The sequence below is a fragment of the Pseudomonas sp. 58(2021) genome, from assembly GCF_017491585.1.
GTDB lineage: Bacteria > Pseudomonadota > Gammaproteobacteria > Pseudomonadales > Pseudomonadaceae > Aquipseudomonas > Aquipseudomonas fluorescens_BT.
This window is the reverse complement of record NZ_JAFGYZ010000002.1, coordinates 338,519-357,930: the sequence shown is the minus strand read 5'-3', so window position 1 is coordinate 357,930 and position 19,412 is coordinate 338,519. Positions and strand designations below refer to the sequence as shown.

Below are 19,412 nucleotides of genomic sequence, written 5' to 3'. Positions count from 1 at the left end.
TCTCTGATGCTGGAGCCTCAGACGGTTGGCGTCTACTGTCAGATCTGACAGTCAACTGCGCCGCTGGTCGTTCTTTGATTCACACCTTCAGCGCTTTGCCGCCAATCGCCACCGCCACCAGCAGCGTCGCCATCAATCCGAAGGCGAAACTCAGGCTGCTGGCATGGGCGACAAACCCGATCACCGCCGGCCCCGCGAGAATCCCCGCATAACCCAGCGTGGTGATCGCCGGCACCGCGATACTTTCCGGCATCACCGTCTGCTTGCCCACTGCGGTGTACAGCACCGGCACGATGTTCGAGCAGCCGGCCCCGACCAGCGCATAGCCGACCAGCGCGGCTTCCCAGCCCGGCGCGAACGTTGCCAGAAACAGTCCTGCCGCTGCCAGCAGGCCGCCAAACAGAATGATCCGGGTCGCGCCCAAGGCGCGGACGATCCGGTCACCGGTCAAGCGACCCGCCGTCATCGTCAGTGCGAATGCTGCGTAGCCCAGGCCTGCATACGCCGTATCGATCCCGCGTTCCTGAGCAAGAAATACCGCACTCCAGTCCAGCGCCGCGCCTTCGGTGAGGAACACGATAAAGCACATCCCGCCGATGAACAGCACGACGCCGTGAGGCACGGCAAACGCCGGCCCCGAGCTTTCACTGCCGTAAGGCAGCATGTGCGGCACAGCTTTGAACAGCGCCGCGATCAGCACCACGACCACCACCAGCATCGCCGCCAATGGCGACAAGCCGAGACCGAGCAGAGCGCTCACGCCCGCTGCGCCGACGATCCCGCCGAGGCTGAACAGACCGTGAAACCCCGACATCATGTTCTTGCCGCTGGCCCGCTCGACGATCACCGCTTGCAGATTCACTGTCGAATCCACCGTGCCCAGTCCGGCACCGAACATGAACAGTGTGGCGATCAACGCGGGTATCGACGACACCGTCGCCAACAACGGCAATGCCGCACAAATCAGCAGCGTCCCGCCGGTGGCCACGCGCCGGCAGCCAAATCGCGTGGCCAGAATCCCCGCCAGCGGCATCGCCAGAATCGAGCCGACGCCCAGGCACAGCAGCAACAACCCCAGCGTGCCTTCATCGAGCCCGGCCCGTGCCTTGGCGTAGGGCACCAGTGGCGCCCACGCAGCGATGCCGAGCCCGGCGATGAAGAAGGCGATGCGCGTGGACATCTGTTCGAGGCGTCCGGGAACGAACGTGTCTTGAGGGGTGAGGCTGGTCATAACGATCCTTGGCAAAAAAAACGTTTCCGCAGCGGGCATCCTTGCACAGCCCTTTCGCTGGAGCGAGCCTGCTCGCCTCTGCATGGCGTTGCGATTTACAGTGACGCTTCTGTCGACAGGAAAAACAAGGGCGGGTTCATGACGCAGTTCTACGACGCACGGGGCAATATCTACGGAGTCGTTTCGCCGCGAGTGCTACGCGACGCGGGAATCGATTTGCCGACCAGCGCCGCGCAGTGCGCGTTGTCGCGCCAGACGTGGAGTACCGCAGCCATCGCGCAGTGTTGCGATTGGCCCGACGGTCAACGTCCCGTCGGCAGCAAGTCCCATCGCAGCGATGGTTTGCTGATCGGCCCGTTTCAGGCCTCGCCACCCTTTGACCTGCTGATCGTCAACACCGACGGCACGCTGGCCGAGCGCAGCGGCAACGGCCTGACGATTTTTTCCCGGGCACTCTTTGAACAAGGGCTGATGCCGCAGGAGGGCGCGACGCTGCGGGTGCATCACGACAAACAGGATGCACAATCGCCAGTGTCGACCTCGGTGAAACCGGCGCAGCTGGCAAGCGTGCAGGGCTTCTGGCTGGACCTCGGCCAGCCCGGTTTCGGCCCGGCGGCCGTCGATGCGCTCGAGGTTGAACCGGTGCCGTTCAACGGTGTGGAGCTCAGCCGTGTTCGGCCGTTGGCACAACTCGATCCCGCCTGGGCCCACAGCCAGTTCGTGCGTATCGGCAATCCGCATTGCGTGACGCTGGTGCAGGATGAAGCCGCATTGCCGAGCAACGCACAGATGCTTGAATCGCCGCTGACGGACTGTCTGACCGCCATCGCCTACGCCATGCCCACCGGCGCCGGTCAGCCGTGCCGTGCCGGGGTCAACCTGCAATGGGCGACGCGCGCCGGCGATCAACGCATTGTGGCGCGGGTGTTCGAACGGGGCGAGGGGCCGACGGCGTCTTCCGGCACCAGCGCCAGTGCGGTGGCCAGCGCGGCATGGCGAGTGGGTTGGGTGTCGGCGGGAGAAGTTCAGGTGGTGATGCCGGGCGGTACGGCGCCGATTTTACTGGAGGAGTGCGATGGCGAGTTGGCGTGCGTGCGTCTGTTCGGTACCGCGCAGCGGACAAAGAGGTGAAGTCCCTTTCATGATCGTCCCCCCGGGAACGATGGATCCCTTGGGGCTTACTGTGAGCCGGATCACAGCGCTTGTCGCCTGTCAGATCTGACAGGTCGGCTCTATCGTTTTGCGATAAAGCCGCCCCGATCCATAACCATGGAATCGTTCATTGGGCCTTGAACAATTTCACGGCGACAACAGCGTCATCGACCACCGTCACATACAGCAGGGCTTTCGGCTGCGTCTCGGGGCTTTGAAAACACTCGACGATCACAGCCTGCGCTGCGCAGGCTTGCAGCGCCAAACGGTCCGCCTGGCGTAACTGGCGTTTCACGGCGGCACTCAGTGGAATCGGTGAATGGCCCGCGCGAACGTCTGCGCAAAATCTTGAAGTGACGTCTCTCGGGGTGGGGGGTGGTGGTGATTCAAGGCCCGCGTCTGCAAACAGATGATTGAGTTGCTCTGCCGCACTGACGGCCCGCGGGAAACCGGCGAAGGCCGAAGCCTGCAGCAGTATTTCAGTCAGTTCACCCGGTGCGAGGCCCGATGCCAGGCCGGTTTTGAGGTGCACGCTCAGCGGAGGCCCGACCATGCCCGAGGCGATAATGGCGGCAAATGACACCGCTTCGCGCAATCGCGGATCAAGGCCGGGGCGCGAGTGTAAATGTCCGTACACCACGCCAACGGCAAGTTCGCGCAGTGCGGGAACGGTATGGAACAAGGTATCGAGCCTGGCCTCGCCATCGGGTACGAGTTCGACAAACGTATGGCGGCCTTCCTGGTAAAGCGTGGCGATGGGATCGGAAGTGGTCTTTTGATTCATGTCGCGTCCTCACGGATCAATGAGGATGGCAGCGGAGCAACAGCGCGCGAACTACGGCATGACAGGCTTCCATCGGAAGAAGTCGGCGCCGTTGCGACGCCGACTTCTACACCTTAGACGAACTCCACCACCGGCATCTGCCGCTTCATCAACACCTTGCCGTTGCGGATTGAATATAGCGGCAGGCCCTGGCTGCGAATCACTTCGTAATCGCTGTCCGCCGACAGGATCAGCAGGTTCGCCGGGCGGCCCTGTTCCAGGCCGTAGCGTTCACCGAGGTGCATGGCCTTGGCGCTGTTGTCGGTGACCAGATCCAGCGCGCTCTGCAGGTTGCGGTAACCGAGCATGTGGCAGATGTGCAGGCCGGCTTCGAGCACCCGCAGGATGTTGCCGTTGCCCAGCGGATACCACGGATCGACGATTGAGTCCTGGCCGAAGCAGACGTTCATGCCGGCTTCGAGCAACTCGTTCACGCGAGTCACGCCACGGCGTTTCGGGAAGTTGTCGAAGCGCCCTTGCAGGTGAATGCTTTCGGTCGGGCAGGAGACAAAACTGATCCCCGAATGCCCGAGCAGGCGGAACAGTTTGGCGCAGTAGGCGTTGTCGTAGGAGCCCATCGCGGTGGTGTGGCTAGCGGTCACGAGGGCGCCCATGTCGCGGCTGCGGGCCTCTTCGGCCAGCACCTCGAGGAAGCGCGAATGCGGGTCGTCGGTTTCGTCGCAGTGCACGTCCACCAGGCAACCGGTGCGTTCGGCCAGGTCCATCAGGAACTTCACCGAGCTGACGCCCTGATCGCGGGTGTATTCGAAATGCGGGATCCCGCCGACTACATCGGCGCCCATGCGGATCGCTTCTTCCATCAACTCGCGACCGTTGCGGAACGACTCGATGCCTTCCTGGGGGAACGCGACGATTTGCAGGTCGATCAGGTGTCGGCTTTCTTCGCGCACTTCGAGCATGGCCTTGAGCGCGGTGAGTTGCGGATCGGTGACATCGACGTGGGTGCGCACGTGCTGGATGCCGTGGGCGGCCAACGTCTGAATGGTTTTCTTGGCCCGGGTCTTGGTGTCTTCCTGGGTGATGGTGACCTTGCGCTCGCCCCAGCATTCGATGCCCTCGAACAGCGTGCCGCTCATGTTCCAGCGCGGCTCGCCGGCGGTCAGGGTGGCGTCGAGGTGAATGTGCGGCTCGACAAAGGGCGGCACCACCAGATTGCCGCCGGCGTCGAGGTCGTCGGGCCCCAGGGTCGGCGCTTCGGTCTGGCGCGCGATGCTGCGGATCAGGCCGTCTTCGAGGTGCAATTCGTGCAGACCTTCCTGGTTGCGCAGTCGGGCGTTGATGATGTGCATCGGGCGAATCCTTTTATAGATCTTGTAGAGGGGCGGCCGCGTTGCGGGCGCCGAGCAGGCCGGTCACTGCGATATACGTTAACGCGGCAACGGCGATGCCGACCAGCGGCGCGACCCACGGCGAGCCGAACGCCGCGACGGTTCCGGCCGCGTAAGCCGCGAGCCCCGGCCAGTTGAACGCCGGTAACCGTGCGTCGGCCAGACGCGGATAGCGCCCGCGCCAGCGGAAGAAAAAGTCCGCCATGATCACCCCGCCAATCGGTGGGATCACCGTGCCGAGCAGGATCAGATAAGGCACCAGCATGTCGTACATGCCCAACAGTGCGAGCGCCGTGCCGATCACGGCACCGGCCAGGGTCACGGTCTTGCGGCGCCCGGTGCGCAGCAGGTTGCAACCGGCGACGGCGAAGTTGTAGATGGTGTTGTCCTGGGTGCTCCAGATGTTCAGCAACAGCATCGCCATCGCCGCCATGGCGAAGCCCTGCAACAGCAATACTTCGACCACGTCGGGCTGTTGGTAGACAATCGCGCCATAGGCGCCGATCAGCACCATCAGGCCGTTGCCGATGAAGAAACCGATCAGGCTGGCCAGCACCGCGACCCGCGCCGAACGCGAAAAACGCGTCCAGTTGGTGGCCTGGGTCGCGCCGCTGACGAAGGTGCCGAACACCAGCGTGATGGCGGTCGACCAGTCCAGCGAACCCGTTGGCACGACGCTGAGCAATCCGTCGAGGCCGCCGACTTTCACGGTGGCGACCCACATCGACAGCATCAGCAGCAACATCATCGCCGGCACCGCGATGTACGACAGAATCTCCAGCCCGCGATAACCGACATACGCCGTGGCGCAGAACACCAGGCCGAACAGCACCATCAGCCCCAGCACCGTGGCTTCGTTCAAGTCGAAATACTTGCCGAGCACCACCGCCGCCGTCGCGGTGCCCCAGGCGTACCAGCCGATCTGGGTGAACCCGAGGATCAGGTCGCTGAGCTTGCTGCCGACTTCGCCAAAACAGAAGCGCCCCATCAGCACCGAATTCAGCCCGCTCTTGAAAGCGATGTAACCGAGACCGGCGGCGTACACGCCGAGCAGCAGGTTGCCGATGACGATGACGGCGAGCATCTCACCGAAGTTGAACGCCACACCGAGCTTGCCGCCGGCGAACATGGTCGCGGTGAAAAAGGTAAACCCCAGCAGCACCATCGCCGTGGAGGCCAGGCCTTTGCGCGCGTGCATCGGGACTTCGCTGAGGGGGTAATCGTTGCCGGGATCGTTTTGCGTCATGGGGGCGTTCCTTGCTGGAAAGGGGGAGGACGCGAAGAGGTTGCAGTGGTCGTGCCAGTCACGGATTGACGGGGTTATGTATAGACGAGGTGGCGGATTTGGCGCGAAAGCGGTGCGCCTGCATCCACCAAAGCACAATGTGGGAGCCAGCCTGCTGGCGAAGCCGGTGTGTCAAACAGCGCAAGCGTTGAATGTGCCGGCCCTATCGCCAGCAGGCTGGCTCCCACGAGTTATGTTTCGGCTCACAGGAACCGCAGCAGTGCAGCAACAATGGCTTCAGGCGCATCTTCCTGCACCAGGTGCCCGGCATTCGGGACCGGATGAAACTGCGATCCCGGAATCATCTTGTGCAACTCGCGTCCGCGTTCGATGGGAATCCACTGATCGTCTTCACCCCAGAGAATCTGCACCGGGCAGCGGATCGTCGGGTACAGCGGCTGCGCTTCCAGCGTGTAGCGCTGGTCCATCTGCGCGATCTGCCGGTAGAACGCCGCTTGCCCCGGTTCGCCGAGCCACGGCTGCACATAGGGCGCCAGTTCAACATCCGGAATGTCGCGATGAATCGCCCCGCGAATGTAGGCTGGCACGATGGCGCGCTGGATGTAATCCGGCAGGCCGCTGAACGCCGCCTCATGCTGGCGCACGTGCTGCACGAACGGCGAACCCCATGGCGTCAGCGCCACCGGATCGATCAGGGTCAGGCTGCGGTAGTCCTTGCCATTGAGCAGATGCGCACGCAGGGCGGTGGCGCCGCCGAAGTCGTGGGCAGCCACGTCCGGGCGTTGCAGGCCCCAGTGATCCAACAGTTGCGCGAGCAATTCGTTTTGCACGCCGAGGGAGACATCGGCGTCCGGTTGCTCGGATCGTCCGTAGCCCAGCAGGTCGAAGTAATGCACCCGATGCGTGGCGAAAAAGTGCGGCGCGATGCGGTGCCACACGTAGGAAGAGAAGGGCGTGCCGTGCACGAACACCAGCGGCGGGCCGTCGCCGCGCACTCCGTGGCGAATCTGTCGCCCGTTGAATTCAAAGACCTGATCCAGCAGCCAGTCCGTCATGGGCCTGTCCTCTTGGCGGGTTCGAGCCAAAAAGCATAGGCGTAAAAAAACCACCGGTCTCGGTGGCTTTTTTGTCGCGGGATTCACTCGCCGCGATAGATGCAACCGCTGGTGCAGGTCTCGTGGATGCGGATCGCACTGAGTTCCGGCAGCAGGGGTTTCAATTCATTCCAGATGAATTTGGCCAGCACTTCGCTGGTCGGGTTTTCGAGGCCCGGAATGTCGTTCAGGTAGTTGTGGTCCAGACGCTCGTACAGTGGCTTGAAAATCGCCTTGATCTCGGAGAAATCACGGATCCAGCCCGTGTGCGGATCGAGGTCGCCGCTCAGATGAATCGCCACTTTGAACGAGTGACCGTGCAGGCGTCCGCACTTGTGGCCGTCCGGTACGTGGGGCAGGCGGTGGGCGGATTCGAACGTAAATTCCTTGAAGATTTCCACAGTGATTTCAGCTCTGTTCAGATGGCGTTCGCCGCAGCGAATTCGGGCAGGCGGCGAGTTTACCAGCTTGTCCGGGGCTGTGCTGACTAAAGGGTCAGCAAGCGCTCGGCGAGGCGACCATTGGCAGTCAGTTCGAGAAACTCGTCGCCCAATCGGCGGCTCTCATCCATTGCCGCCCGCCAGTATTTCTGCCGGCTCGGTGCATCGCCCATGAAGCGCTTGAAGTCGTTGCGGTCGGGGAGTTTGCCGTAGGGCAGGCGCGCCAGGTATTCCTTCGACGGCGCGAGCAACAGCACGTCCTGCAAACGTTCGGTCGAGGCTTTGCGCCACGGCAGGGTCTTGTCGAACCAGCCCGGGATCACCCGGTCGGTGAAGTGCGGATAGAGCACGATGCCGTCGCCGCTGTAGGGCAGGTCGAGGTGATAGTCCAGCAGGCCGCCGTCGCGGAATGTGCCGGCGCCGGCGCCCGGCAGGTCGCGCACGCCTTCCATGACCATCGGGATCGAGCCGGAAGCCAGCAGCGCCTGACGCAGATTGCCGGCATTGAGGGCGACGAAGCGCGACGGGAAATCGTTCAGCGCATGCACCGGCGGCGCCAGGCGCGGGTCGTGGATGATCAGCCTTTCGAAGTGCCGCGAAAGCCGTGCGCGACCCCGCAGGTTGTCGGCGATCACCGAACCCAGTGCCAATCCGAGCCGGGCACGATGGTCGTCGGCCAGCCCGCCGTGGCTTTTGACCACCATGATGTTCAAGCGGTAATGGGCGTTGTCGAGCAGTACCGCATCGCGCCCCTCGAGCAGGTCATCGAGCATGCGCTGCGAACTGCGGCTGACGTCGCTGATGGTCACGCCTTTGTTGAAGTTCTGCTCGGTGTACAGATGACCGAGGCGGCGAATGCCTTCAGCGGCGTCCGGCAGACAGGCGCTGGCGAAGCGCCAGGAGCCCACCGACGCACCGATCAGCGAACGTTCACGGGGAGCCGCCGGTAGCCACTCGCCGAACAACGCCAGATCCAGCCCCTGAATCCCCAGCGCCTTCGGCCCGCCAGCCGCACCGGGCAGCGTGCCGACGTCGGCAGCATTCAGACCTTGGGCGCGAATGCGTGCCATCGCCCGTGGGCCGGCCTTGAGGGTCAGGGAAGGGAACTTGATGTGGATGGCTGTCATACCGGTCTCGATCGTTAGCAAGCGAAAGATTATAAGCACATGTTGCCGGCCCTGCTGAAGCTGGCCCAGTGATGGCCATTCAGTTTCAGTTAAGTTCGCACCGTTATGGTGCTGTCCGTAGCGGCACTGAAAACACGGAGACCCCATGAAAACCCTGACTGCTCTGAGCCTCGCCTCGTTCATCGGTCTGGGCGCAAGCCTGGCTCACGCTCGGGATCTTGGCCCGGATGAAGCCCAACGTTTGCACGACGCTGGTACTATCGTGCCCTTCGAGCAGCTCAATGCCTCGGCGCTGGCCCGGCATCCGGGCTCCACCATTACCGACGCCGAACTGAAAGAGAAGTACGGCAAGTACCTTTACCAGGTCGATCTGCGGGACCCGCAGGGGGTGGAGTGGGATGTGGAACTGGACGCGGTCAGCGGGCAAGTGCTCAAGGATCATCAGGATACGTAATGAAGGTGAATGCTCGCGCCACCGGTCGAACCGCGTTGGCGCTTTTGATTTTCTGCTCAGTGGCCGGGGCTCGTGATCTCGATCAGGACGAAGCCCTGCGCCTGCGCCAGCAGGGGGTGATTCTGCCGCTGGAGCAAGTGCTGCATAACGCGCTGGATCGCTACCCCGGCGCGAAACTGCTGGAAGTCGAGCTGGAAGAAAAGCACGACGTCTACATTTACGAAGTCGAGTTGCTGACCGTCGACGGGGTGGCCCGCGAACTCCATCTCGAAGCCGCCACCGGCCGTTTACTGAAAGACAAGGAAGATTGATCGATGCGTTTGCTTCTGGTGGAAGACCACGTCCCTCTGGCCGATGAACTGATCGCCGGCCTGCAACGCCAGGGTTATGCCGTGGACTGGCTGGCGGACGGGCGCGACGCGGTCTATCAAGGTCGTAGCGAGCCGTACGACCTGATCGTTCTCGACCTCGGTCTGCCGGGCGTGCCCGGCCTTGAAGTGCTGGCGCAATGGCGCGCCAGCGGGCTGGCAACGCCGGTGCTGATCCTTACGGCCCGGGATTCCTGGGCCGAGCGCATCGAAGGCCTGAAGGCCGGCGCCGATGATTACCTGACCAAACCCTTTCACCCGGAAGAACTGCACTTGCGCATCCAGTCGCTGCTGCGCCGCTCCAAGGGGCAGGCCAACCAGCCGACGCTCAAGGCGGCAGGGCTGCACCTGGACGAGGGCCGACAGTGTGTCGTGCGTGACGGCGCCGATATTCAACTGACCGCCGCCGAGTTCCGCCTGCTGCGCTATTTCATGCTGCACCCGGAGCAGATCCTTTCCAAAAGCCACCTCGCCGAACACCTCTACGACGGCGAGACCGAACGCGATTCCAACGTGCTTGAAGTCCACGTCAACCACCTGCGGCGCAAGCTTGGCAAAAGCGTGATCGAAACCCGGCGCGGCCAGGGTTATCTGTTCGGCGGGCAGGCTTCGTGAGATCGATCCAGCGCCGCTTGAGTCTTGGCCTGATCAGCGTGATGGTGGTTGTCGGCGTGATACTGGCGCAAACCAGCCTGTGGTTGTTCGAAGTGGGTTTGCAGCGCTACCTCGAAGCCGGCCTGCGCAATGACAGTGAGAGCCTGCTGGTGGCGCTGGTGCGTGGCCCGCAAGGCCTGCAACTGGATGAGCGACACCTGTCGCCGGCCTACCAACGGCCATTTTCCGGCCATTATTTCCGTATCGACTTTGCCGACAGTCACTGGCGTTCGCGTTCGCTGTGGGATCAGGACCTGCCGCTGCTGCCGCAGCCGGGCCTGCACAGCAACCTGCAACTGGGGCCGGACGGGCAGCAACTGCTGGTGCTGCGCTCGGATTACCGACGGCTCGGCCAGTCGATCTCCATCAGCGTGGCCCAGGATTACACCCCGGTGCGCGAGAGCTTCCAGCGCATGCGCCAGATCGGTCTGGGCCTTGGTTTGGCCGGGTTGCTGCTGATCCTGATCCTGCAACGACTGACCGTGCATCGCGCCTTGCGTCCACTGGAAAAGGCTCGCGAACAGATCGCCCAATTGCAGCAGGGCCAGCGCTCGCAGCTTGATGAGCAGGTGCCGGCGGAGCTGGAGCCGCTGGTGGCGCAGATCAATCATCTGCTGGCCCACACCGAAGACAGCCTCAAGCGCTCGCGCAATGCCTTGGGCAATCTGGGGCATGCGCTGAAAACCCCGCTGGCGGTGCTGCTGAGTCTGGCGTCGAACGAAAAGCTCGATGCCCATCCCGAGTTGCGCAAGATCCTCAAGGAACAACTGGAGCAGGTTCAGCAACGGCTGAATCGCGAGCTCAACCGTGCGCGGCTTTCCGGCGATGCGCTGCCGGGGGCGCTGTTCGATTGCGATACGGAACTGCCGGGGTTGTTGGCGACGTTGAACATGATCCACGGCGAACATCTGGCGCTGAGCTACGTTGCGCCATCGGGACTGCAATTGCCGTGGGATCGTGAAGACCTGCTGGAACTGCTCGGCAACCTGCTGGACAACGCCTGCAAATGGGCGGATGCCGAGGTGCGACTGAGCGTGGTCGAAACCGCCGAAGGTTTCGCATTGAGCGTGGAAGACGACGGGCCGGGGATTCCCGAGGCGCAGCGGGCTCAGGTGTTCAGCCGGGGCACGCGGCTGGATGAACAGACCGACGGGCATGGCTTGGGGCTGGGGATTGTGCGGGATATTGTCGAGACGTGGGGCGGGGTGCTGGTGTTGGGCGAAAGCGAGTGGGGTGGGTTGAAGGTGGAGATTCAGTTGCCTCGGCGATGAGCCCGCCCCCACAAGGCTGTGGTGAGCGGGCTTGAGCGTTAGACCCGGAACTGATCCATCAAACTCTGCTGCTGATTCGCCAGGCTATTGAGCGACTGACTCACCCGCGCCGATTCATTCGCCTGCCCCGACAGCGACTCCGTTACATCACGAATCGTCGCCACGTTGTTGTTGATCTCTTCGGCCACTGCGCTCTGTTCCTCGGCGGCGCTGGCAATCTGCAGGTTCATGTCGCTGATCACCGTTACCGCATCGCCGATCTGGCGCAGCGCGGTCACGGCCTGACCGACCTGTTCGACGCTGCCCTGGGCCTGGCGATGGCTGTTGCCCATCGAACCGACCACGTCCTGGGTGCCGCTTTGCAGCTGCTCGATCACCTGGCGGGTTTCTTCCACCGATTCCTGAGTGCGGCGGGCGAGGTTGCGGACCTCGTCGGCGACCACCGCAAAGCCACGACCGGCCTCACCGGCGCGGGCGGCTTCGATGGCGGCGTTCAGAGCCAGCAGGTTGGTCTGCTCGGCGATGGCGCGGATGGTTTCCAGCACTGCGCCGATTTTCTCGCTGTTGGCGGCCAGGCCTTCGACTTGCACCATCGCTGCACTCATGTCGGCGGCGAGGTGGTCGATGCTGGTGGTGGTGCGGTCGATCACGGTCAGGCCCTGGCGGGTGGCGCGGTCGGCATCCTTGGCGGCTTCGGCGGCTTGTGCGGCGCTGCGGGCCACGTCCTGGGCGGTGGCGCTCATTTCGTGGGACGCGGTGGCCACCTGATCGACCTGACGGTATTGCTGTTCCATGCCGGCGCTGGTCTGGGTGGCGATGGCCGAGGACTGGTCGGCGGTGTTGCGCGCATCCTGCACCGAGCGTTTCACCTCGGCGATGATCGGTTGCAACTTGTCGAGGAAACGGTTGAACCAGCCGGCCAGTTGGCCGAGCTCGTCCTTCTTGTCGTAGGCCAGACGACGGGTCAGGTCGCCTTCGCCGCTGGCGATGTCTTCCAGCATGTGGGCCACACCGAGGATCGGTCTGGTCACGCTGCGCGCCATCAGCCACACCAGCAGCAGGCCGACCAGCGCGGCGAGCACGCCCAGGCTCAGTTCGATCAGGGTGCCCGAGGTGTTGCTGGCATCCAGTTGTTGCTTGAGTGCTTCGGCGCGACTCACCAGCACTTTCTCCGGCACATCGAGCAGCACGCCCCACGACGGGCCGCCGGGAATCGGCTGGAACGGCGACAGCACTTTCAGTTGCGCGTTGCTGTGCAGGCTGCTGACGGTGTGGCTCGAAGCGAGCAGACGCAGCAGCTCGGCGCCGCTGGCGGTGTCCACCGCGTCGAGGCGCTGACTGAGTTTGCCAGCGTCCGGGCTGTAACCGGCGAGCAGGCCGGCGGGGCTGACGATGCTCACGGCGGTCTGGCCGTCGTAGAGCTTTTTGCTGGCGCTCTGGCTGATCGCTTGCAGGCTGTTGAGGTTGATGTCCACCGACAGCGAGGCGATGACTTTGCCGTTGACCATCAGCGGGAACACGATGCTGGTCATCAGCACCTTTTGCCCGTCGATCACATAGAAGTAGGGTTCGATCACGCACGGCTTGAGCGTGGTGCGCGGGCAGGTAAACCAGGCGTTGGCAGCCTGGCCGCTGGGCCCGGTGCTGGTGTCGGCCATGTCGCTTTCCGGCAGGGCCATCGAGGTGACTTTGCCCGGCGTCGGCTGCGACCAGTACAGGGCGAAGCGGCCCTTGTCGTTGCTGCCTAATTCATTTTGCCCGGCGAATAGTTCGTCCTTGCCGTCCAGTGCGTTGGCTTCGAACACCAGCGACAGGCCGAGCAGTTCCGGGTTGGCCTGCAACGCGGATTTCACCTGACGGGTCATGTCTTCGCGCAAGTCGAAGGCATCAAGGAAGCGCTTCTCGGCCTGTTCGCGCAGGAACAGCACCTGACGCGAGAAGCCGTGGCCATATTGATAGGCGTCCATGAACTGCTGGCGAATGCCCGCTGCCTGAACTTCACCCTGGGATTCGATGCGAGCCTGGGCCGATTCGGTGAGCATTTCCATGCTCGAAGCTTTCACCAGTTCGGAACTGTGCTCCATGCGATACAGCGAAAGACCCACCAACAGGGTCACGATACCGGCCAGGCAGAGCCCGGCGAGCAGGGTGATTTTCCATTGGATGGAAAGTTGTCTGAGCGACATGGAAACGTCCTTATTCGATAAATATCTGAGACTTTGCACTGTAACGGCCGCGTTTCGGCTTTCTTTATGGCGCAAATGCAATATGGCGAATTGACGCATGTTGTGGCGGATATGCCCTGTTCAGCGGTTTGATCATGGAAAGTTACACAGTGTTACGACCAGTCGCTTTGACACTGCGCCCGCGCTGCGGCACAGTGCGCGCCCTTCTAATAAGACCCTCTATGCAAATCCGCTGGCGACCCTCGTGGCTTGCCGGCCGGACTCATTCTGTCTGGCGGTGAATGGCTTTACCGTCGTGTTTTCGAGGTAGTGAAATGAATGCAGTGATTGCTGCGGTCGGCGTCATGCTGATCCTCAGCCTGTCCCGGGTGCATGTGGTGATCGCGTTGATCGTCGGTGCGCTGGTCGGTGGCCTGACCGGTGGTCTGGGCATCGACGCCACGCTCAAGGCTTTCAACAGTGGCCTGGGTGGCGGGGCGACGGTGGCGTTGTCCTACGCGTTGCTCGGCGCTTTCGCCGTGGCGATTGCCAAGTCCGGTCTGGCCCATGCGCTGGCCGACAAGGCCCTGGCGATGGTCGACCGTCAGCATGCGACCGGTGGCGGCAGCGTCAAATGGCTGCTGATCGGTCTGCTGTGGGTGGTGGCGATTGCTTCGCAGAACATCCTGCCGATTCACATTGCGTTCATTCCATTGCTGGTGCCGCCGCTTTTATATGTGCTGACCAAGCTGCAACTGGATCGTCGGCTGATCGCCTGCGTCATGACCTTCGGCCTGATCACGCCGTACATGTTCCTGCCAGTGGGCTTCGGCAATATTTTCCTCAACGAGATCCTGCTGGCCAACGTTGCCCGCAGTGGCGTTGACATCAGCGGCATCAACGTCACCCATGCCATGGGCATTCCGGCGCTGGGCATGCTGGTGGGGCTGGGCATTGCTTTTATCAGTTATCGCAAGAAGCGCGTCTATGACCTGGGGAAAATCGAGCAGGTCGAGCAGGTGGCGGTGCAGTACAACCCGCGAAGCCTGGTGATCGCCGGTGTCGCCATTGCCGCAGCCTTCATTATTCAGTTGCTGCTGGACTCGATGATTATCGGGGCGCTGGCCGGTTTCCTGATCTTCTCGGCGTCGGGCATCGTCAAATGGCGCGAGACGGATGACCTGTTCACCGAGGGCATGAAGATGATGGCGATGATCGGTTTCATCATGATCGCCGCCTCCGGTTTCGCCGAAGTGATGAAGGCCACCGGCGAGGTGCAGACGCTGGTCGAGTCCTCGGCGTCGTGGATCAATCACAGCAAGGGCATCGGTGCCTTGCTGATGCTGCTGGTCGGTCTTCTGGTGACCATGGGCATCGGCTCGTCGTTTTCCACGGTGCCGATCCTGGCGGCGATTTTCGTGCCGCTGTGCGTGCAACTGGGCTTCAGTCCGATTGCCATTGTCTGCATCGTCGGGACGGCCGGCGCGTTGGGCGATGCCGGTTCGCCCGCGTCTGACTCGACCCTGGGCCCGACCTCCGGCCTGAACATCGACGGTCAGCACCATCATATCTGGGACACCGTGGTCCCGACCTTCCTGCACTACAACCTGCCGTTGCTGGCGTTTGGCTGGGTGGCCGCGATGGTCCTGTAACACTACAAATCCCCCTGTGGGAGCCAGCCTGCTGGCGATGACGCCGGATCAGTCAGCACATTGGGCGGCTGATACATCGCTATCGCCAGCAGGCTGGCTCCCACAAGGTGCGGGTTAATCCGCAGCTCAACTTTTGCTTTCGCGTGCCGTTAACGCCTTTAACCACGCCAATAAAACCAAAAGAGTGAGCCCCCATGCGCCTGAGTCTCAAGGCTAAAGTCCTGTCCCTTGCCGTCCTTCCGGTCTTGCTCTTTGCGCTGGTCATCAGCCTGACCACGCTGTTCATCCTTCAGGAGCAGGCGCACAAGGAAGTCGAACAGACCCGCGAACGCCTGCTCGGTGACGCCAAGGCCACGCTGGCCAGCTATGTCGCCGTGGCCATGACCACCATCAAACCGCTCTACGACGCCGCCGCCCCCGGTGACACCGACGCACGGGCGCAAGTCATCAAACTGCTGTCGGGCATCAAGTACGGCAAGGACGGCTACTTCTTCGGCTACGACTCCGAGACCGTGCGCCTGTTCAAGTCCACCGATCCCGAAGGCGTGGGCAAAAGCTTCAAGGACAACCGCGACCCGAACGGCGTCTACGTCAACCGCGACCTGGTGAAAGTGGCGAAGGACGGCACTCATTACCTGCAATACAGCTCGCCGCTGCCAGGCAATGCGCAAGTGTTGGTGCCGAAACTCGGCTACACCGAATACCTGGCGAAGTGGGACATGGCGGTTGGTACGTCGGTCAACCTCGACGGCATCGAGGCGCAAGTGGCGCTGGTGCAGGCCCAGGTTCAGGAACGCATGCAAGGCGTGGTGCTGAGCATCGTTGGTGTGGCGGTGGTGGTGCTGCTGGTGATCGCGGCAGCGGGGCTGCTGCTGGCCAACACCATTCTGCGCCCCCTGACCCTGATGAAAGCCAACCTCGATGACATCGCGGCCGGCGAGGGCGACCTGACCCGGCGCCTGAGCATCACCAGCCAGGACGAACTCGGCGAACTGGCCGGCTCGTTCAACCGTTTCGTCGACAAGATCCACGGCCTGGTGCGGCAAATTACCGAGATGACCACACAACTGACCGGGCTGGTGACGCAGGTCTCGGATCAGGCTCACCGTTCCGATCAGGCCATGGAGCGTCAGCGCCATGAGACCGATCAGGTCGCCACGGCGATCAACGAGATGTCCGCTGCCGCCCAGGAAGTCGCCAAGAGCGCACAGAACGCCGCCGTCGCCGCACAGCAGACCGACGAAGAAGGCCAGACCGCCAAGCGTGTGGTGGCCGGCAGCATCAAGCAGATTCATGCGCTGGTGGACGACATCCGCAGCAGTGGCGTGTCCCTCGATAGCCTGCAGCAGGATGTGTCGTCGATTGTTGGCGTGCTCGGGGTGATCCGCTCGATTGCCGAGCAGACCAACCTGCTGGCGCTCAACGCCGCAATTGAAGCGGCCCGGGCCGGCGAGGCCGGGCGCGGGTTTGCGGTGGTGGCGGACGAGGTGCGGGCGCTGGCGTCGCGCACGCAGATCAGCACTCAGGAAATTCAGGGGATGATTGATCGCTTGCAGGCGGGGACGCAGTCGGCGGTGGAAGCGATGCGCCGTTCCAGCGAAGCGGGTGACGGTACATCGGCGCAGGCCAACCAGGCGGGGGAGTCGCTGGATGCGATGGCGGATCTGATTGCGACCATCAACTCGATGAACGCGCAGATTGCCAGTGCTGCCGAAGAGCAGACGGCGGTGGCCGAAGAGATCAACCGCAGCGTGCATCAGATTGCGGTGGCGGTGGATAACGTGGCGGATGAGACACAGTTGGGGGCGCAGACTTCGCGCAGTCTCGCGGAGTTGGGGCAGCGGCTTGGGAAGTTGGTTGGGCAGTTCCGGATCTGACCCCCAAAGGCCCCCTCACCCTAACCCTCTCCCGGAGGGAGAGGGGACTGACCGCAGTGTCTTGCGTCATACATCGACCTGAAAAATCGTGTCGATTATGGATTCACAGCCGATCGCTCATGTCGGCGTATCTCTCGAATTTCCCCCGTTCGGTTCCCTCTCCCTCCGGGAGAGGGCTAGGGTGAGGGGGCTTTTGATCTTCAGGGACGATCCCAATAAGGAACCTCCCCAAAACACTCAACAAAGAAATCAATCACCGTCCGCACCTTCACCGACAACCGCCGGCTCCCCGGCCACAGCACCGCAATCTGCTGCGGCTCCACACTGTTCGACACCTGATACTCCCCCAGCACCGGCACCAGCGTGCCTTCGCGCACGGCTTCACCAATCAGCCATGACGGAAACATCACCAGCCCCAGGCCTTGTTCGGCGGCCTGGGTGAGGGTGTCGGCGTGGTTGCCAGTGATTGGACCTTTGACCGAATAGGGTGTCCATTCGCCCTGATCCTGCCGGAAGAACCAGCGCTGCTGGCCGGCCGCACCCTTGTAGGCCAGGCACTGGTGGTGGGCGAGGTCAGCGGGCTGCTGTGGCGTACCGAAACGCTGGAGATACGCCGGGCTGGCTGCGACCTGAAAGCGATGTGGCGCGAGGATCCGCGCCTGCATGCTCGAGTCGTGCAACGGGCCGATGCGAAACAGCAGGTCGGCGCCTTCCTGCAGCGGGTCGATGTAGTGGTCGGTTTGCTGGATGTCCAGTTGCAGCTTCGGATAGCGCTCGCACAAGCGGCCCAGCCATGGCGTCAGATGGCGCTGGCCGAACACCACCGGGGCGTTGATCCGCACCAGTCCGGTCGGTTCGCTTTGCTGTTCCTGCAGCGCCTGCTCGGCTTCCTCCAGTTGCACCAGCACCAGCCGCGCGTGGTGGCCGAGCATGCGCCCGGCCTCGGTCGGCGTGACCGCACGGGTGTGGCGGTAGAGCAATTGCTGGTTCAGCGCCTGCTCCATCAACTGGATCTGCCGGGAAATCGAGGAGGGCGCCACGCCCTCGCGGCGGGCGACTTCGGAAAAACTGCCGTGATCGAGCACCGCCACAAACAGCCTGAGTGCCTTGAATCCCAGTTCGTTAAGCCCGTGCATTGTGTGTCCTGCTGTGCGAGTTGCGCAAAAGTGTTGTCCGGATGCTCCCATTTATCGCACAGCTGCACCAGCCGATAATCCGCGCCATCGTTTACTTGTACGGGTTTGGGTTATGCAGACGTTGGATGAGGTCAGTGTGGCGGCGCCGGTGAGCAAGCCGGGGTTGCGCCTGTTGTTGCTGCCGCTGGTGATTCTGGCCGGCATGGGCTTGTCGGTGGAGGCCGGGTTGCTTGGGCCGTTGGGTGAGCAGGTCGGTCACTTGTGGGCGACCTTGAGCATCTTCGGGGTCGGTTCGGCGATTCTGTTTTTGCTGTTGCTGTTTGCGGGACCACAGAAGGGCCCGGCACTGACCGATCTGCCGCGCTGGCAGTTGATCGGCGGATTTCTGGGGCCGATGTATGTGGTGGTGCTGACCCTGGCCACACCGCATATCGGGATTGCCATGACGATGATTGCGATTCTGTCGGGGCAGGTTGGCAAGAGTGTGCTGATCGACCATTTCGGCTGGTTCGGGGCTACGCGCAAGAAGGTCAACGGCGAACGCTGGCTGGCGTTGGGGTTGATTGTGGCGGCACTGGTTTTGATTGCGCGGGGTTGATGCGATGAGTCTGGTTATTTTGTTGGCGGTGGTGGTGTTGGCCGGTGCGGTGTTGAGTGTGCAGGCGGCGATCAATGGGCGTCTGGGTGAAACCGTTGGGGTGTTGCGCAGTAGTTTGTTGACGTTCGTGGTGGGGGCGGTTTCTACGGGGTTGTTGATTTTGTTTTTTGAGCCTGCTCAGGCGGTGAGTCTGCTTGAGGTGCCGAAGTGGCAGCTCAGTGGCGCTTTGTTTGGTGTGGTTTACATGATGGTGATGGTGGGGGCGGTGCCTCGGGTGGGGACTGCTGTGGCGACGGTGGCGGTGATTGTCGGGCAGTTGGGGATGGGGATGTTGATTGATAATTTTGGGTGGTTGGGGAATCCCGCTATTGAGTTGTCTTCGAGTCGGGTTTGGGCGATGGTTTGTTTGGGGCTGGCGCTGGTTTTCATGTATCGCAGTAGCGTGCGTCAGGCTGTTTGAACTTGGCGGCCTTTGGGCCGACCAGGCTCTTGTTCGTTTTGCGTGTATATCCGTTTCTTCGGGGGTTGCGGCTGGCGGTTTCGCTCTTACAGCGAGTCACTTTGGCAAACGCCCCAAAGTAACCAAAGGTCTTGGGCCCTGACGTACGGCCCTCGCTGTGGCTCGGGTTCCTTCGCTCCGGGATTGATCCGGGGGCATCGCCTGCGGTTTGCTTCGCTGCACCTCCTCTCGATGCATGCGGCTGCGCCGCACGGTCGCTGCGCTCCCACCCCCGGATCAATCCCTCCACTCAGCCTGCCGATGGGCCTTGAGATC

18 protein-coding genes are annotated in these 19,412 nt (G+C 62.6%); 9 read left to right on the top strand and 9 right to left on the bottom strand.

Annotation, left to right across the window (positions count from 1 at the left end; genetic code table 11):
* Window positions 1-79: 79 nt before the first annotated feature.
* Window positions 80-1,231 (bottom strand): MFS transporter, encoded by a 1,152-nt coding sequence (locus J5M72_RS03695; RefSeq protein ID WP_169431097.1) that lies wholly within the window; start codon window positions 1,229-1,231, stop codon window positions 80-82.
* 138 nt (window positions 1,232-1,369) lie between these two features.
* On the opposite strand from J5M72_RS03695, the gene J5M72_RS03690 reads away from it, so the two are divergent.
* Window positions 1,370-2,362 (top strand): diaminopimelate epimerase, encoded by a 993-nt coding sequence (locus tag J5M72_RS03690; protein ID WP_207864053.1) that lies wholly within the window; start codon window positions 1,370-1,372, stop codon window positions 2,360-2,362.
* A gap of 148 nt (window positions 2,363-2,510) precedes the next feature.
* Here J5M72_RS03690 and J5M72_RS03685 read toward each other — a convergent pair whose 3' ends face one another.
* The 6 genes from J5M72_RS03685 to J5M72_RS03660 all read right to left on the bottom strand — a co-directional run bounded on the left by J5M72_RS03685 (window position 2,511) and on the right by J5M72_RS03660 (window position 8,462).
* Window positions 2,511-3,167: a carboxymuconolactone decarboxylase family protein gene (locus J5M72_RS03685; protein WP_207864052.1), complete on the bottom strand. Its 657-nt coding sequence runs from the start codon at window positions 3,165-3,167 to the stop codon at window positions 2,511-2,513.
* Between the two features lie 113 nt (window positions 3,168-3,280).
* On the bottom strand, window positions 3,281-4,516 hold the full coding sequence (gene codA / locus J5M72_RS03680) for a cytosine deaminase (protein ID WP_127798933.1): 1,236 nt from the start codon (window positions 4,514-4,516) through the stop codon (window positions 3,281-3,283).
* Between the two features lie 13 nt (window positions 4,517-4,529).
* The gene (gene codB / locus J5M72_RS03675) at window positions 4,530-5,801 is read right to left on the bottom strand and encodes a cytosine permease (RefSeq protein ID WP_011335109.1); all 1,272 of its coding nucleotides are present in this window, start codon (window positions 5,799-5,801) and stop codon (window positions 4,530-4,532) included.
* Window positions 5,802-6,043: 242 nt separating this feature from the next.
* Window positions 6,044-6,856: an alpha/beta hydrolase gene (locus J5M72_RS03670; protein ID WP_207864051.1), complete on the bottom strand. Its 813-nt coding sequence runs from the start codon at window positions 6,854-6,856 to the stop codon at window positions 6,044-6,046.
* An 83-nt stretch (window positions 6,857-6,939) separates the two neighbouring features.
* Window positions 6,940-7,296: a 6-carboxytetrahydropterin synthase QueD gene (gene queD / locus J5M72_RS03665; protein ID WP_007955941.1), complete on the bottom strand. Its 357-nt coding sequence runs from the start codon at window positions 7,294-7,296 to the stop codon at window positions 6,940-6,942.
* A gap of 86 nt (window positions 7,297-7,382) precedes the next feature.
* Window positions 7,383-8,462 (bottom strand): patatin-like phospholipase family protein, encoded by a 1,080-nt coding sequence (locus J5M72_RS03660; protein WP_169431092.1) that lies wholly within the window; start codon window positions 8,460-8,462, stop codon window positions 7,383-7,385.
* 145 nt (window positions 8,463-8,607) lie between these two features.
* On the opposite strand from J5M72_RS03660, the gene J5M72_RS03655 reads away from it, so the two are divergent.
* Genes J5M72_RS03655 through J5M72_RS03640 form a run of 4 tightly spaced genes read left to right on the top strand, consistent with a single transcriptional unit; the run spans window position 8,608 to window position 11,209 of the window.
* The gene (locus J5M72_RS03655) at window positions 8,608-8,916 is read left to right on the top strand and encodes a PepSY domain-containing protein (protein ID WP_207864050.1); all 309 of its coding nucleotides are present in this window, start codon (window positions 8,608-8,610) and stop codon (window positions 8,914-8,916) included.
* Entirely contained in the window at window positions 8,916-9,227 is a 312-nt protein-coding gene (locus tag J5M72_RS03650) for a PepSY domain-containing protein (protein WP_169431090.1), read from the top strand. Before J5M72_RS03655 ends, J5M72_RS03650 begins: the two co-directional genes overlap by 1 nt.
* A 3-nt stretch (window positions 9,228-9,230) precedes the next feature.
* Window positions 9,231-9,899 carry a response regulator transcription factor gene (locus J5M72_RS03645; RefSeq protein ID WP_169431089.1) on the top strand — a complete coding sequence of 223 codons (669 nt, stop codon included), beginning with the start codon at window positions 9,231-9,233 and terminating at the stop codon, window positions 9,897-9,899.
* Window positions 9,896-11,209 (top strand): sensor histidine kinase, encoded by a 1,314-nt coding sequence (locus tag J5M72_RS03640; RefSeq protein ID WP_207864049.1) that lies wholly within the window; start codon window positions 9,896-9,898, stop codon window positions 11,207-11,209. Before J5M72_RS03645 ends, J5M72_RS03640 begins: the two co-directional genes overlap by 4 nt.
* A 38-nt stretch (window positions 11,210-11,247) precedes the next feature.
* Here J5M72_RS03640 and J5M72_RS03635 read toward each other — a convergent pair whose 3' ends face one another.
* Window positions 11,248-13,395 carry a methyl-accepting chemotaxis protein gene (locus tag J5M72_RS03635; protein ID WP_207864048.1) on the bottom strand — a complete coding sequence of 716 codons (2,148 nt, stop codon included), beginning with the start codon at window positions 13,393-13,395 and terminating at the stop codon, window positions 11,248-11,250.
* Between the two features lie 314 nt (window positions 13,396-13,709).
* On the opposite strand from J5M72_RS03635, the gene J5M72_RS03630 reads away from it, so the two are divergent.
* Both J5M72_RS03630 and J5M72_RS03625 read left to right on the top strand, forming a co-directional pair.
* Window positions 13,710-15,026 (top strand): Na+/H+ antiporter NhaC family protein, encoded by a 1,317-nt coding sequence (locus J5M72_RS03630; protein ID WP_169431086.1) that lies wholly within the window; start codon window positions 13,710-13,712, stop codon window positions 15,024-15,026.
* Window positions 15,027-15,220: 194 nt separating this feature from the next.
* Window positions 15,221-16,903 (top strand): methyl-accepting chemotaxis protein, encoded by a 1,683-nt coding sequence (locus tag J5M72_RS03625; protein ID WP_207864047.1) that lies wholly within the window; start codon window positions 15,221-15,223, stop codon window positions 16,901-16,903.
* A 200-nt stretch (window positions 16,904-17,103) separates the two neighbouring features.
* Here J5M72_RS03625 and J5M72_RS03620 read toward each other — a convergent pair whose 3' ends face one another.
* A complete protein-coding gene (locus J5M72_RS03620; RefSeq protein WP_207864046.1) occupies window positions 17,104-18,039 on the bottom strand; it encodes a LysR family transcriptional regulator in 936 nt (311 codons plus the stop codon).
* Between the two features lie 112 nt (window positions 18,040-18,151).
* Here J5M72_RS03620 and J5M72_RS03615 point away from each other — a divergent pair, with 112 nt between their 5' ends.
* Complete coding sequence (locus tag J5M72_RS03615; RefSeq protein ID WP_169431083.1) at window positions 18,152-18,637, top strand: DMT family transporter; 486 nt, start codon at window positions 18,152-18,154, stop codon at window positions 18,635-18,637.
* Window positions 18,638-18,641: 4 nt separating this feature from the next.
* Window positions 18,642-19,097 (top strand): DMT family transporter, encoded by a 456-nt coding sequence (locus J5M72_RS03610; RefSeq protein ID WP_169431082.1) that lies wholly within the window; start codon window positions 18,642-18,644, stop codon window positions 19,095-19,097.
* The last annotated feature ends 315 nt before the right edge of the window (window positions 19,098-19,412 follow it).

Coding starts and splice junctions, on each gene's coding strand:
- J5M72_RS03615 (WP_169431083.1), top strand. CDS start 18,152: ATGCAGACGTTGGATGAGGTCAGTGTGGCGGCGCCGGTGAGCAAGCCG.
- J5M72_RS03650 (WP_169431090.1), top strand. CDS start 8,916: ATGAAGGTGAATGCTCGCGCCACCGGTCGAACCGCGTTGGCGCTTTTG.
- codB (WP_011335109.1), bottom strand. CDS start 5,801: ATGACGCAAAACGATCCCGGCAACGATTACCCCCTCAGCGAAGTCCCG.
- J5M72_RS03670 (WP_207864051.1), bottom strand. CDS start 6,856: ATGACGGACTGGCTGCTGGATCAGGTCTTTGAATTCAACGGGCGACAG.
- J5M72_RS03620 (WP_207864046.1), bottom strand. CDS start 18,039: ATGCACGGGCTTAACGAACTGGGATTCAAGGCACTCAGGCTGTTTGTG.
- J5M72_RS03660 (WP_169431092.1), bottom strand. CDS start 8,462: ATGACAGCCATCCACATCAAGTTCCCTTCCCTGACCCTCAAGGCCGGC.
- J5M72_RS03685 (WP_207864052.1), bottom strand. CDS start 3,167: ATGAATCAAAAGACCACTTCCGATCCCATCGCCACGCTTTACCAGGAA.
- J5M72_RS03630 (WP_169431086.1), top strand. CDS start 13,710: ATGAATGCAGTGATTGCTGCGGTCGGCGTCATGCTGATCCTCAGCCTG.
- J5M72_RS03655 (WP_207864050.1), top strand. CDS start 8,608: ATGAAAACCCTGACTGCTCTGAGCCTCGCCTCGTTCATCGGTCTGGGC.
- J5M72_RS03610 (WP_169431082.1), top strand. CDS start 18,642: ATGAGTCTGGTTATTTTGTTGGCGGTGGTGGTGTTGGCCGGTGCGGTG.
- J5M72_RS03695 (WP_169431097.1), bottom strand. CDS start 1,231: ATGACCAGCCTCACCCCTCAAGACACGTTCGTTCCCGGACGCCTCGAA.
- J5M72_RS03625 (WP_207864047.1), top strand. CDS start 15,221: ATGCGCCTGAGTCTCAAGGCTAAAGTCCTGTCCCTTGCCGTCCTTCCG.
- codA (WP_127798933.1), bottom strand. CDS start 4,516: ATGCACATCATCAACGCCCGACTGCGCAACCAGGAAGGTCTGCACGAA.
- J5M72_RS03635 (WP_207864048.1), bottom strand. CDS start 13,395: ATGTCGCTCAGACAACTTTCCATCCAATGGAAAATCACCCTGCTCGCC.
- J5M72_RS03690 (WP_207864053.1), top strand. CDS start 1,370: ATGACGCAGTTCTACGACGCACGGGGCAATATCTACGGAGTCGTTTCG.
- J5M72_RS03645 (WP_169431089.1), top strand. CDS start 9,231: ATGCGTTTGCTTCTGGTGGAAGACCACGTCCCTCTGGCCGATGAACTG.